The 13,455-nt window shown below is 66.2% G+C and carries 13 protein-coding genes; 7 read left to right on the plus strand and 6 right to left on the minus strand.

The genetic code is table 11. The annotated features are described in order from the left end of the window. Positions 1-145: 145 nt before the first annotated feature. Positions 146-1,411, minus strand: a complete 1,266-nt coding sequence (gene otnK, locus AB4Z10_RS01995; RefSeq protein ID WP_441468678.1) for a 3-oxo-tetronate kinase — start codon at positions 1,409-1,411, stop codon at positions 146-148. 303 nt (positions 1,412-1,714) lie between these two features. Between otnK and AB4Z10_RS02000 the strand changes: the two genes are divergently transcribed. The 7 genes from AB4Z10_RS02000 to AB4Z10_RS02030 all read left to right on the plus strand — a co-directional run bounded on the left by AB4Z10_RS02000 (position 1,715) and on the right by AB4Z10_RS02030 (position 8,958). Continuing rightward, positions 1,715-3,220: an ABC transporter substrate-binding protein gene (locus AB4Z10_RS02000; RefSeq protein WP_441468679.1), complete on the plus strand. Its 1,506-nt coding sequence runs from the start codon at positions 1,715-1,717 to the stop codon at positions 3,218-3,220. A gap of 145 nt (positions 3,221-3,365) precedes the next feature. After that, a complete protein-coding gene (locus AB4Z10_RS02005; RefSeq protein ID WP_441468680.1) occupies positions 3,366-4,310 on the plus strand; it encodes an ABC transporter permease in 945 nt (314 codons plus the stop codon). Beyond that, positions 4,310-5,191 carry an ABC transporter permease gene (locus tag AB4Z10_RS02010; RefSeq protein WP_441468681.1) on the plus strand — a complete coding sequence of 294 codons (882 nt, stop codon included), beginning with the start codon at positions 4,310-4,312 and terminating at the stop codon, positions 5,189-5,191. The genes AB4Z10_RS02005 and AB4Z10_RS02010 overlap by 1 nt, the downstream gene beginning before the upstream one ends. A 135-nt stretch (positions 5,192-5,326) precedes the next feature. Beyond that, positions 5,327-5,626: a GIY-YIG nuclease family protein gene (locus AB4Z10_RS02015; protein WP_441468682.1), complete on the plus strand. Its 300-nt coding sequence runs from the start codon at positions 5,327-5,329 to the stop codon at positions 5,624-5,626. Positions 5,627-5,786: 160 nt separating this feature from the next. Further along, entirely contained in the window at positions 5,787-7,586 is a 1,800-nt protein-coding gene (locus tag AB4Z10_RS02020) for a gamma-glutamyltransferase family protein (RefSeq protein WP_441468683.1), read from the plus strand. Between the two features lie 12 nt (positions 7,587-7,598). After that, complete coding sequence (locus AB4Z10_RS02025; RefSeq protein WP_441468684.1) at positions 7,599-8,330, plus strand: DUF1028 domain-containing protein; 732 nt, start codon at positions 7,599-7,601, stop codon at positions 8,328-8,330. An 85-nt stretch (positions 8,331-8,415) separates the two neighbouring features. Next, positions 8,416-8,958 (plus strand): DUF2345 domain-containing protein, encoded by a 543-nt coding sequence (locus AB4Z10_RS02030; protein ID WP_441468685.1) that lies wholly within the window; start codon positions 8,416-8,418, stop codon positions 8,956-8,958. 36 nt (positions 8,959-8,994) lie between these two features. Here the strand turns inward: AB4Z10_RS02030 and AB4Z10_RS02035 are convergent, their stop codons facing one another. The 5 genes from AB4Z10_RS02035 to AB4Z10_RS02055 all read right to left on the minus strand — a co-directional run bounded on the left by AB4Z10_RS02035 (position 8,995) and on the right by AB4Z10_RS02055 (position 13,371). After that, positions 8,995-10,116, minus strand: a complete 1,122-nt coding sequence (locus AB4Z10_RS02035; protein ID WP_441468686.1) for a D-TA family PLP-dependent enzyme — start codon at positions 10,114-10,116, stop codon at positions 8,995-8,997. Next, on the minus strand, positions 10,113-10,571 hold the full coding sequence (locus AB4Z10_RS02040) for a RidA family protein (protein ID WP_441468687.1): 459 nt from the start codon (positions 10,569-10,571) through the stop codon (positions 10,113-10,115). Before AB4Z10_RS02040 ends, AB4Z10_RS02035 begins: the two co-directional genes overlap by 4 nt. A gap of 52 nt (positions 10,572-10,623) precedes the next feature. Further along, positions 10,624-11,106 carry a GNAT family N-acetyltransferase gene (locus AB4Z10_RS02045; protein WP_441468688.1) on the minus strand — a complete coding sequence of 161 codons (483 nt, stop codon included), beginning with the start codon at positions 11,104-11,106 and terminating at the stop codon, positions 10,624-10,626. Between the two features lie 147 nt (positions 11,107-11,253). Then, positions 11,254-12,417, minus strand: a complete 1,164-nt coding sequence (locus tag AB4Z10_RS02050) for an amidohydrolase/deacetylase family metallohydrolase (RefSeq protein ID WP_441468689.1) — start codon at positions 12,415-12,417, stop codon at positions 11,254-11,256. A gap of 18 nt (positions 12,418-12,435) precedes the next feature. After that, positions 12,436-13,371 (minus strand): N-carbamoyl-D-amino-acid hydrolase, encoded by a 936-nt coding sequence (locus tag AB4Z10_RS02055; RefSeq protein ID WP_441468690.1) that lies wholly within the window; start codon positions 13,369-13,371, stop codon positions 12,436-12,438. Positions 13,372-13,455: the final 84 nt, after the last annotated feature.

Raw genomic sequence — 13,455 nt, forward strand, 5'->3', positions numbered from 1 at the left:
GCGGGCCTCTTGGTTGCCGTGCGATCCTAGAGCGCGCTGCCCCCTGACGGAAGCGGGTCGGCATAGCGACGCAACGTCATGCTCGGGCTTGACCCGAGCATCTCGGACGCCAGAGATCTCTCGTTCTCGGGTCGCCCTGCTCCCATCAGCGCAGCAGGCTCCAGGCTTTCAGGAAGAAATCCGGCGTGCCGAAATTGCCCGATTTCAGCGCCACGACCATATCTGGGCCGTCCACGACGCGCGTCCAGGGTACACCGGGATCGATTTCCGGGCCGATCTCCAGCGTGCGGATGCCGAGACCCAGCACGGTCGCGCCGGAGGTCTCGCCGCCCGCGACGAGAAGCCGCGTCACGCCGCCCTCCGATAGACGCCGCGCGACCTCCGCGAAGGCGTGCTCGACGATGCTGCCCGCCTTTTCGCGGCCAAGCTTGGCCTGCACGGCCGCGACTTCGGCGGGATCGTCGCTGGAGTAGATGAGGAACGGCTTGGCGGCCGGCTGTGACAGCGCCCAGGCGGCAAGGCCGGCCGCATCCTGGCTGCCGTCGACCAGCGCGAAGGGATCGACCTTGAGCGCCGGATAACCCGCTTCAAGCGCCGCCTTGATCTGGCCCCGCGTCGCGGTCGAGCAGCTGCCGGAGATGATGCCGGCACGCCCGGCGGGCGCCTTGAGCTCCTGCGGTCCGGGACGCTCCGGCAGGAGGCCTGCGCGACGGAAATTCTGCGGCAGGCCCATGGCGATGCCCGAACCGCCGGTCAGCAGGACGTGCTCGGACACCGCGTGGCCCAGCGTCATCAGGTCTTCATTGGTCAGGGCGTCCGTGACGGCATAGCGGACGCCGTCCGCCTGCAGCTTGGCGAGCCGCGCCTTCACCGCCGCGGGGCCTGCCAGCACAGTGACGTAGTCAACGAGGCCGACCTCCGACCCTGCCTGCGCCGCCATCAGCCGCATCAGGTTGGAATCGCGCATCGGCGTCAGCGGATGGTCCTTCATCGAGCTCTCGTGCAGCGGCACGGCGCCGACGAAAAGATAGCCCTGATAGATCGAGCGGCCATTGGCCGGGAAAGCCGGGCAGACAATGGCGAGCCCGGCGCCCAGACGCTCCGCCAGCGCATTTGCCACCGGGCCGATATTGCCCTCGGCCGTGGAATCGAAGGTCGAGCAGTATTTGAACAGGATCTGGCGCGCACCGCCCTTCAAAAGCGCTTCGCAGGCGGCGAGCGAATCCGCGACGGCCTCGGCCACCGGATTCGTCCGCGACTTCAGCGCGACGACGACCGCATCGGCCTCCGGCAGCGTGCTGCCGGCCGGCGGCACGCCGATGACCTGGACGGTCCGCATGCCGGCGCGGTTCAGCATCAGCGCGACATCGGTCGCGCCGGTCATGTCATCGGCAATCACGCCCAGCAGCATGCGGTCCTCTCCCTCGGCCATCCGGCTCGGTTCTATGATTGCCGTTTTAGCGGCCGATTAGTGCCGAGGCGACTGCCATCGCCGCATCCGCCGGTCCTCCTGAAGGCATGCGTCGTGGCCTTGCTCGATCGACGTTCAGCTCTGCCTCTCGATCAGGCAGCGCTGCCTGCGAATTGATGCGGCGCATGATCGACGGCCCCGCCATTCTGAGTCAGGTTGGTGCCATGAGGAACGAATTCGGCGTGGCGGTGCGAAGCGAGCCGGCCGGGTGCGGTTCTGACAATCGGCACAAGGGGGAGAAGCATGAAGCTGTTGAAGGTTGCAGTCTCGGCCGCCGCGCTCGCGCTGGCGACGCTCCCCGCACTCGCGCAGGCGCCCTCGACCCTGCGCATCGGGCTGCAGGAAGACCCCGACATGCTCGACCCGCACAAGGCACGCACCTTCGTCGGCCGCATCGTCTTCATGGGGCTGTGCGACAGGCTCGTCGACATCACGCCCGAACTGAAGCTGGTCCCCCGGCTGGCGACGGAATGGAACTTCTCCGCCGACGGCCTGACGCTGACGATGAAGCTGCGCAGCGATGCGAAGTTCCATGACGGCGAGGCCTTCAATGCCGAAGCCGCCAAGGCCAACCTCGAACGCGCGATGACCTTGCCGGACTCGCTGCGCAAATCGGAGCTGGCCTCGGTCGACAAGGTCGAGGCGCCGGACGCCACGACGCTGGTGCTGAAGCTGAAGCGGCCCGACGCCACGCTGCTCTCGCAGCTTACCGACCGCGCTGGCATGATGCTCTCGCCCAAAAGCCTTTCCGGCGATGTCACGGCAAAGCCGGTCTGTTCCGGCCCCTACAAGTTCGTCGAACGCGTCCAGAACGACCGCATCGTGCTCGAAAAGTTCAAGGAGCATTGGGAAGCGGACAAGTACAATTTCGACCGCATTCTCTATCGCTCGATCCCCGACACGACCGTCCGCCTCGCCAACCTGCGTTCGGGCGAGCTCGACATGCTGGAGCGGCTGGCGCCGACCGACGTGAAATCGGCTCAGTCAGACAAATCGCTCAAGGTCATGAGCATGGCCAATCTCGGCTACCAGGGCATCACCATCAACACCAACAACGGCGAGGCCGCGAAACAGCCGGTGGGCCAGGACAAGCGCGTGCGCCAGGCGCTTTCGCTCGCCATCGACCGCAAGGTGCTGAGCCAGGTCGTGTTCGAAGGCCTCTACGAGCCGATGAACCAGCCGTTCAACCCGGGCAATTTCTACATCAGCGCCGATCTGCCGGTTCCCGCCCGCGACCTCGCCAAGGCCAAGGCTCTGCTCAAGGAAGCCGGGCAGCCCAAGGCCACGGCCGAGCTCTTCGTCACCAACAACCCCGTCGATGCCCAGCTCGGGCAGGTGATCCAGGCGATGGCGCAGGAGGCCGGCATCGACATCCAGATCCGCTCGACCGAGTTCGCCAGCCAATTGCGCGACCAGCAGCAGGGCAAGTTCCAGATGAGCCGGATCGGCTGGTCCGGCCGCATCGATCCGGACGGCAACATCCACCCCTTCGTCACCACGGGCGGCGGACAGAACGACGGCAAATACTCCAACCCGGAGGTCGACCGCCTGCTGAACCAGGCGCGCACGGTCTACGAGCCGGCCGAGCGCAAGAAGCTTTACGACGCGGCCCAGAAGATCCTGCAGGACGAGCTGCCGATCATCTATCTCTATAACCAGACGGTGTTCTTTGCGATGCGCTCGAACATGCAGGGCTTCGTGATCAACCCCGACGGGATGATCCGGCTGGCGGGGCTGAAGCGCTCGTGAGAGCCTGCGGACTGGTGGGCCATGGCGCGGCTGCTGCCATGGCCGTCATTGCGAGGAGCGTAGCGACGAAGCAATCCAGCGGCGGCCGTGCTCTACGCCCTCCTGGATTGCTTCGCTTCGCTCGCAATGACGGCTGGAGCGACCAATGGCGACCCTGATCATCCGCCGCTTCCTGATCGCGATACCGACGCTGTTTCTGGTATCGCTCTTCGTCTTCGCCCTGCAGCGCGCGCTGCCGGGCGACCCCTTCCTCGTCATCGCCGGCGAGGAGCGCGATCCGGAGGTGATCGCGCGGCTGCGCGAGATCTATCGGCTCGACGATCCGATCTTCGTCCAGTTCTTCGCCTGGCTCGGACAGGTGGTCCAAGGCGATTTCGGCCGCTCGCTGCGCACGGGCGAGCCCGTGCTCGGGCTCATCCTGCAGAAGCTGCCGGTGACGATCCAGCTCGCCACTGCCTCGATCCTCGTCGCGATCTCAATCGGCATCCCGATCGGGATCCTGGCGGCGCGGCGCAAGGGCACCATCGTCGACTACTCCGCCAGCGCAGTCGCGCTGTCGGGGCTGTCGATCCCGAATTTCTGGTTCGGGATCATGCTGATCCTGCTGGTCTCCGTGCACCTGAAATGGCTGCCGGCCTCGGGTTATGAATCGATCTTCGTCCACCCCTGGGAGGCGATCCAACGGCTGATCATGCCGGCCTTCGTGCTCGGCAACGGGCTTGCCGCCTTCCTGATGCGCCATACCCGCTCGGCCATGCTCGAAGTGCTGCGCTCGGACTATGTCCGCACCGCCCGCGCCAAGGGGCTCGACGAGGATACGGTGGTGCACCGCCACGCGTTGCGCAACGCGCTGGTGCCGATCATCACGCTGACGACCCTGCTCTTCGGCGAGCTGCTGGCGGGTGCGGTGCTGACCGAGCAGGTCTTCACCATTCCCGGCTTCGGCAAGCTGATTGTCGATGCCGTGTTCAATCGCGACTACGGCGTGGTTCAGGGTGTCGTGCTGTGCACCGCCATCGGCTTCATCCTGATGAACCTGCTCGCCGACATCCTCTACATCCTCGTCAATCCGCGCCTGAGGACCGGCTAATGGCATCGCTCGATTCCATTTCTTCCGCGGGCGCCGCGAGCGGCGTAACGGCGCGCCCCGGCGTTCTCGCCCGGCTGGTCCGCAACAAGTCCGCACTGATCGGCGGCGGGCTCGTGCTGATCTTCGTGCTGATGGCGGTGCTCGCGCCGATCCTGCCGCTGGCCGACCCGTTCAAGTCGAATTTCCTCGCCATCCGCAAACCGCCCTCGGAGCTCTACTGGTTCGGCACGGACGAGCTGGGGCGCGATCAGGTCTCGCGGCTGTTCTTCGGCGCGCGGGCCTCGCTGCTCGCCGGGATCGTCTCGGTGCTGATCGCGGTGGCGATCGGCCTGCCCTTCGGGCTCCTGGCCGGCTGGTATGGCGGCTGGACCGACATCGTGATCTCGCGCGTCACCGAGGCGCTGCTCGCCTGCCCGTTCCTGATCCTCGCCATCGCCTTCGCCGCCGTGCTCGGTCCGTCGCTGACCAATGCGATGATCGCAATCGGGCTTGCGGCGGTGCCGATCTTCATTCGGCTGATGCGCGGCCAGGTGATGAGCGTGAAGATGGAGGATTTCGTCGAGGGAGCACGCGCGGTCGGCGCGCGGGACGCGAGGCTGATGTTCCGCCATGTGCTGCCCAACACCCTGTCCCCCATCGTGGTGCAGTCGACATTGTTCATGGCGCAGGCGATCATCCTGGAAGCCGCCCTTTCCTTCCTCGGCCTCGGCCAGCAGCCGCCGGCGCCGTCCTGGGGACAGATGCTCAACGTCGCCAAGAACTTCATGGAGCAGGCGCCGTGGATGTCGGTGGCGCCGGGCGTCTGCATCTTCCTCGCCGTGCTCGGCTTCAACCTGCTCGGCGACGGCCTGCGCGACGCGCTCGATCCAAAAGAGGGCTGAGTGATTTCGCTTCCCTCAGCCCTCATCCTGAGGAGCCGCGAAGCGGCGTCTCGAAGGATGCTCCAGGAGACTGCGCAGTCTTGCTACCATATACCGAACGGAACGCGCTACGGTTTTGCCGGATTTCCGAGTGCCATGCAGAAGCAAGATGGATGCTGGCTATACATCGTGGAATGCAGCGATGGCAGCCGCTACACCGGCACGACTCGTGGAGAGGTCGAAACCAGGATCGATCAGCACAATGCCGGAGTATACCCCGATAGCTATACCTTTGTTCGGCGACCGGTCAGCTTGGTCTTCGCGGAACACTTTCCAAGCATTCTCGATGCGATCGCTATGGAACGGCGCGTCAAGGGTTGGTCACGCAGGAAGAAGCAAGCCATGATCGACGGCCACTGGGAGCGGCTTCCCGAACTCGCAAGACGCCGAACATGATCCACCATTTCAATATCGCTTTGCGATGCGTCTCCGAGCCTTCTGGAACATCCTTCGAGACGCCGCTTCGCGGCTCCTCAGGATGAGGCTTGGGAGTAAAGCCTGAGTTCGGCTGTTTCGCCCTGATAACACTTCTTTTTCTGACGCACTGGACACGCCCATGTTTACGACCCGCCCCGAAATCCTCGGCACCTTCGGCGTCGTCACCTCGACGCATTGGCTCGCCACCGCCTCGGGCATGGCGATGCTGGAGAAGGGCGGCAACGCCTTCGATGCCTGCGCGGCAGCCGCCTTCGTGCTGCAGGTCGTCGAGCCCCATCTCGTCGGCCCCGCCGGCGATATGCCGGCCGTGTTCTATTCGGCTGAAACCAAGAAGGTCGAGACGCTCTGCGCACAGGGACCGGCCCCGCAGGCGGCGACCATCGCCGCCTACAAGGCGCTCGGCCTCGACCTGATCCCCGGCTCCGGCCTGCTCGCCACCGTGATTCCCGGCGCCTTCGGCGGCTGGATGACGCTGCTGCGCGACCATGGCCGGCTGAAGCTGCGCGAGGTTCTCGAGCCGGCGATCGGCTATTTCGAGAACGGGCACCCGATGCTGCCGCGCGTCTCGGATTCGATCCGGGAGCTGACCGACCTCTTCACCAACGAATGGTCCACATCGGGCGCGGTCTACCTGCCCGGCGGCAACGTGCCGGAGGCGCGCAAGCTCTTCGCGAACAAAGCCGCGGCCGAGACCTACAAGCGCATCCTCGCCGAGGCGGAAGCCAAGGGCAGCGACCGCCAGGAGCAGATCCAGGGCGCCTATGACGCCTGGTACAAGGGCTTCGTCGCCGAGGCGATGGATCGCTTCTGCCGCACGCAGGAAGTGATGGATTCCTCCGGCCGGCGCAACAAGGGCCTGCTGACCGCGCAGGACATGGCGAATTACAAGCCGACCTACGAGACGCCGACTTCGGTGACCTATCACGACTGGGAGGTCTTCAAGATCGGCCCCTGGGGTCAGGGCCCGGCCTTCCTCCAGACGCTGAAGATCCTTGAGGGCATCGACCTCGCCGGGATGGGGCCGGCGAGCCCGGAATTTGTCCACCATGTCGTGGAAGCGATGAAGCTCGCCTTCGCCGACCGCGAGGCGTATTACGGCGACCCGGATTTCGTGAAGGTCCCGCTCGAGACCCTGCTCTCGGCCGACTATGCCGCCGCACGGCGAAGCCTGATCGGCGAGCGCGCCTCGCTGGAGCTGCGGCCCGGCATCGTCTCCGGATACGAGGACCAGGTCGCGCATGCGCTGAAGGCGCTCGGCGCCATCGCCCAGCCGGGCCAGGGGGGCGCCAGCGTGGGCGAGCCGACCATGGCCTCGATGGTCGCGGCCGGGCGCAAGGGCGACACCGTCCATATCGACGTCATCGACAAATGGGGCAACATGATCGCGGCCACGCCCTCCGGTGGCTGGCTGCAATCTTCGCCGGTTATCCCGGAACTCGGCTTCCCGCTCAACTCGCGCGCGCAGATGTTCTGGCTGGAAGAGGGCCTGCCCTCCTCGCTCGCGCCCGGAAAACGCCCGCGCACGACGCTGACGCCGTCGATCGCCTTCGAGAAGGGCGAGCCCCGGCTCGCCTTCGGCACGCCCGGCGGCGACCAGCAGGAGCAGTGGCAGCTCGGCCTCTTCCTGCGCCGCGTCCATCACGGCCTCAACCTGCAGGAGGCTATCGACCTGCCGCTGTTCCATACGCAGCACTTCCCTTCCTCCTTCTATCCGCGCTCCTCGCGGCCGGGCCATATGATGATCGAGGAGAGCATCGGCACGGCCGCGCTCGCCGAGCTGGAGCGCCGCGGCCATATGCTGGAGAAGGCCCCGGCCTGGACGGTCGGGCGGCTCACCGCGGCGGAACGCAGCGCCGACGGGCTCTTGCGCGCGGCCGCGACGCCGCGTCTGATGCAGGCCTATGCCGCCGGCCGCTGAGGGATAGCCTGCATGACCTGGTCCATCGTCGCGCGCGACGCTGCCACCGGCGCATATGGCGTCGCCGTCTCGACCTGCGCCTTCGCCGTCGGCTCGCGCGTGCCGTATGGCGGCGGCCGGATCGGCGCCATTGCGACGCAGGCCTTCGTCAATCCGCTCTACGGCGTCGATGGCCTGAGGCTGCTGCAGGAGGGGCGCTCGGCGCTCGAGATCGTCGCGACGCTGACGGCGGCAGACGAAGGCCGTGCCCATCGCCAGCTCCACGTCATCGACCGCGACGGCAGGATCGCCGCCCATACGGGCGCGGCCTGCATCGACTGGTGCGGAGCGGTGGACGGGCCGCAGGTCTCTGTCGCCGGCAACATGCTCGCCGGGCCGGAGGTCGTGCAGGAGACGCTGAAGACTTATATCGCCGCTTCCGCGCTCGATTTCGACGAGCGCCTGCTGGTGGCGCTCGAAGCCGGCGAGAAGGCCGGCGGCGACAAGCGCGGCAAGCAGTCCGCCGCCATCCGCATCTGGAATGGCGAGCCGGTCCCGAGCTTCGACATCCGTGTCGACGACCATGCCGATCCGCTGAAGGAGCTGCGCCGGCTCTGGCGCGTGGCGCATCAGCGCTATGTGCCGTTCCAGCAGGTCGCGCCCTCGCGCAGCCGCCCGGCGGGTGTCACCGACCGGGCCGAGCTCGACAAGCTCTGCGACGACTACGCCGCCAACTGGAACGCCCGGCATCCGGACAAGGGATAGCCGTTGCAGTCCTTCCTCGACGCGAGTTCGGCATGCTAGATTGACGCTTCGTCACCTTGTCGTTGCCGATTGACCGGAGGCTACGATGGCCGATGCGGATGTCGATAGCCTTCAGCGGCGCATCGCGGCGCTCGAAGCCCAGATCGCGCTCCTGACGCAGGCGATCTCGGTTGACAGAGGCGGCAACATGACCATCAGCGCGCCGAGCCGATTGACGATCCTCAGCGGCGGCCCTTGCGCGATCCAGGCCGGCAGCACGCTCGCCTTCTCCGTCGGTAGCAATATGAGCCTTGCCGTCGCCGGGCGGCTTCAGATCGCCGGAGGGCAGGGAATCACGCTCGATACCCGCTACTTCACCTTGAATGCGACGGTGAATCTCGAGCTCGCCAGCGCCAAGACCTTGGCGATCAAAGCCGAGCGCGAAATGAACATCGTCGCAGGCAAGACCCTTACGGCAACGAGCGCGGATGCGACGCTGCTGAGAAGTGGCGATGCCCGGCTGAACCTGAAGAGGGATGGGACCGCCGAGCTGCACGGCCGCGATATCACGATGCAGGCCAGCGGACGCTTCACAGCGAAAGCGTCCTCCGACATGACCCTGAAGGGCTCGCGAATTCTACAGAACTGACAATCCTGACACCAGCCCGCCTGACGTCAGCCCACCTTACGTCAGCTTGCCGCGGGCGGCGACAGGCAGCTCGCCGATCAGCTTGTTGCCGCGCACGGTGATCAGCCGGTCGACCATGTTCACCACGACACAGACATGGTTCGGCACGATGCGCACGACCTCGCCGACCACCGGCCGCTCGTTCGAGCCCGAGAGATCGAGGAAGCCGTGTTCCTCGGCGAACTGCGCGATCCGCGCCCTCGGATATTCGAGGATGTAGCCGTGGCCGTCGAGATTGCCCTTGTCGCTGGTCAGCGTCTTCGAGCCGGAATCGAGGATGCCGCGCTCCGGTGCTGCCCGGCTCACCACCGAGGCATAGACCGTGAGCGCGCAGTCTTCGAGCGTCGCGACCCCGGCCGCGATCTGCATGCGATCGTTGAAGATCGAGGTGCCGGAGCGGTGCTCGGTCGCGCCCTTGAGCTTGCCCATGTTGGGGATGTTGGGCGAGCCGCCGGTCGAGATGATGTCGGCCTTGAGGCCGGCATCGCGCAGCCCGGCATTGGCGGTGTCGAGGAAGACCTGCGTCCGCTCCCAGCCATCCTCCGGCGGATACATCAGAAAACCTGCGAAGCGCAGGCCGGGCGATGCTTCGATCATCTTCGCGAGCTCGACCGCCTCTGCGGGTGTCTCGACGCCGGCGCGCTTGCGGCCTGTATCGCATTCCACGACGACTTCGAGGTCGCGCCCGGCGATCTCGGCAGCGCGCGGCAGGCCGGAAATCGTGACCGGATTGTCGGCCGCGACGATCATCCGGACGCGCCTTTGCAAGGCACCCAGGCGCCCCAGCTTCTCCTCGCCGAGGATGTTGTAGCTGATCATGATGTCGTCGAGCCCGCCATCGGCCATGATCTCGGCCTCGCCGAGCTTCTGGCAGGTGATGCCGCGCGCGCCGGCCTCGACCTGGAGCCGCGCCAGCTCGGGCGATTTATGCGTCTTGATATGCGGTCGGTTGGCGACGCCGGCTGCATCGCAGGCGGCCTGGAGCCTGGCGATGTTGGCATCGACCTTGTCGAGATCGATCACCACGGCGGGGGTGCCGTAGACGCGCGCAATCTCGGCCGCGAGCGGCGTGGCGGCCGGCTGGTCGACAGCCGACGAGGTGGTGGCGGTCACGCTCATGGATGCACCTTGATGATGACTTCGATCTCGACGGTCATGCGGTTCGGCAGAGAGCCCATGCCGACGGCGGAACGGGCGTGGCGGCCGCGATCGCCGAGCACCGCCACGAACAGGTCCGAGCAGCCATTGATGACCTTGGGATGATCGGAGAACTCGGGTGCCGCGTTGACCATGCCGAGCAGCTTCACCACCTCGACCTTGTCCAGCGAGCCGGTCGCCTTCTTCATGGCGGCGAGCAGGCCGAGACCTGTCTGCTTGGCGTGCTCATAGGCCTGCTCGATCGTGACATCAGCGCCGACCTTGCCAGTCGGATAGGTGCCGTCTGCCCGCTTCGGTCCCTGGCCGGAGAGATAGACGATGTCGCCGACCTGCTTGAAGCTGACATAGGTGGCGACCGGCGTCGGCACCTCCGGCAGCGTCAGCCCCAGTTCCTTCAGCCTGTCCTCGGCGCTCATGGGCATTCCTCTCTTCAATTGTCGCCGGTGTCTGTCGCGCCGGCGTCTCCTGTCAATTCTGCAAATCGCGGCGCATGTAGCGGGCCGCATCGTCATAGCTCGCGAGCTTGCGGGCAAGGGCGGGGTCATGCATCTCGCGAAAGCCCTGGCGCCGCCAGAAGCCGGTCGAGTCGTTCACGGCGACCAAAGCGAGGCTGGCGAAGCCGGCTCGCATCGCCCGCTCCGCGATCGCGGCGACGATCCGCCCCGCAGCGCCGCCGCCCCTGCCGGCCGGCAGAAGCGCGAGGTCGTGGATATACCAGTTCCGTGTGCCGGGCGGGATGGCGCCGAGCAATGAATTCAGCGCCGGCACGGTGCCGACCGGCCAGGGATGGCTGACGAGGTAACCGAGCAGGGCGCCGTCTTCGCTGGCCAGCACATGGCAGCCCTCGGAAGCGAGGCGCAGCCGTTCCGCAAAGACCGCCTCGTCCTCGGGATAGCTCGGATGCACCACGGCCGCGATCGCCATCACGGCCGGAAGATCGACCGGCGCCATTCGGCGCCAGCCCCCTTCTCGCACGTCATGCTCGGGCTTGACCCGAGCATCTCCTGCCGAGGGAGGCTCCTGCGCGTCGACGTCCCGAGATTCTCGGGTCTGCGCTTCGCTTCGCCCGAGAATGACGCCGCGTGTCCCGCGTGGCAATTAGGCCGCGACCTTCGGGAACTTGCTCGTCCGCTTCGGATGCCACCACTTGCCCTTGAGGACGACACCCTCGGAAACGATCTTGCGGTCGCCGGTCAGGTGCTCGCCGACCACGTCCTCATAGTCGAACTTGCCTTCCTTGACGGTCAGGATCGTCGCGTCGCCGAGCGAACCGACCTTGAGCGAGCCGTACTCGGTCCGCTTCAGCGCCATGGCGGCGTTCACAGTCGAGGCGGCGATGACGTTGTTCAGGCTCATGCCCATGCAGAGGAACTTCGACATGGTGGTGACCTGGTCATAGGCCGGGCCGTCGATGCAGAGCTTGTGCACGTCCGACGAGATCACATCCGGCTCGAAGCCGTTGGCCAGCATGGCGCGCGTGGTCTTGAAGGAGAAAGAGCCCTTGCCGTGGCCGATGTCGAAGATGACGCCGCGCTTGCGTGCGGCGAGCACCTCGGGCTTCACCGTGCCCTGCGCGGTCGAGGGAGCGTTCGGGAACGGACGGAAAGCGTGGGTCAGCACGTCGCCCGGCCGGAGCATGCCGATGACTTCCTCATAGGACGGCGGCGGATGGTCGATATGGCACATCAGCGGCATGCCGACCTCGTTGGCGACCTGCAGCGCGATGTTGAGGGGCACGGTGCCCTGGTCGCCCGAAGCATGCAGACCGACGCGGACCTTGATGCCGACGATGTAATCACGGTTCTTGTCGGCGACCTCGGCGCAGTCGATCGGATTCATCAGACGCAGATCGCCGCTTTCGCCGACCATGACGCGGTGGTCGAAGCCGTAGATGCCGGCGTGCGAGACGTGGAGATAGGCGAGGATGCGCGCCTGGCTCGGCTCGATGACGTGCTTGCGGAAGCCCGCCCAGTTGCCGGGGCCGGCCGAGCCGGTGTCGACCGAGGTGGTGACGCCGGATACGCGGCAGAACTCGTCGGCGTCGATGCCGAGCGAGGTGCCGCCCCAGTAGACATGGGTGTGCAGGTCGATCAGGCCGGGGGAGACGATGTAGCCGGAGACGTCGCGGATCTCCTTGGCGCCCTTCAGGTCCTTGCCGAAGCCGGACACCTTTCCGTCCGTGAAGGCCACGTCGAGCACGCCGTCGTGCTTCTGCGACGGGTCGATGACGCGGCCGCCCTTCAGGATGAGATCGTGAGTCATTTTAGTCCTCTGAGGTGATCAAACCGGGGAGACGGCGCCCTTGCGCTCGACGATCAGGCCATAGGCCTGGGGCTCGCGATGCCTGGCGAAGTTGAAGGTCGAGGCCTTATAGCTCTTTCCGAGGTCCATGTCGCAACGGGCGACGACCAGTTCGTCGCCCTCGGTCACGGCCTGCGCGACGACCTCGCCGGTCGGAGCGATGATGCAGGAACCGCCGATCTGGTCGACGCCGGCCTCCAGCCCCGCCTTGGCGACGCCGACGACCCAGCTGGCGTTCTGGTAGGCGCCGGCCTGCATCACGAGCTGATTGTGGTAATTGCCGAGCCGGTCATGGTCCGGCGCTGGCGGGTTGTGCTTGGGCGTATTGTAGCCGAGCACGATCAACTCGACGTCCTGCAGGCCCATGGAGCGGTAGCTCTCGGGCCAGCGCCTGTCGTTGCAGATCATCATGCCGATATTCGCGTCCATCGCCCGCCAGACCGGCCAGCCGAGATTTCCGGTCTCGAAATAGCGCTTCTCGAGGTTCTGGAACGGCGCTGCCGGGCGGTGCTCGGGATGGCCCGGCAGATGGATCTTGCGGTACTTCCCGACGATCGTGCCGGACTTATCGACCAGAATGGCGGTGTTGAACCGGCGCTTGCGGCCTTCCTCGAAGGCAAGCTCGCAATAGCCGAGGTGGAAGCCGATGCCGAGCCGCTTGCTTTCCTCGAACAGCGGCGCGGTCTCGTTCGAGGGCATCGCGCTTTCGAACCAGCTGTCGATCTCGGCTTCGTCGTCGATCCACCAATGCGGGAAGAAGGCAGTGAGCGCTGCTTCGGGATACACGACCAGATCGGCACCGTGCCCCTTGGCCTGCCGCATCAGCTCCACCATGCGGGCAACGGCCGAGGCCCGGCTTTCATCGCGCTGGATGGGGCCGAGCTGGGCGGCGGCGACAGTCAGGATTCGGGTCACGTCATAGGCTCCGGATGAAGATCACCCTGCGGCTAAGGCTTCAAAGCACCGAGCCGGCGCGTCAAGCGCCGGCAATGCAGGGCG

The sequence above is a fragment of the Allobosea sp. RAF48 genome, from assembly GCF_052114025.1.
Taxonomy (GTDB): Bacteria; Pseudomonadota; Alphaproteobacteria; order Rhizobiales; family Beijerinckiaceae; genus Allobosea.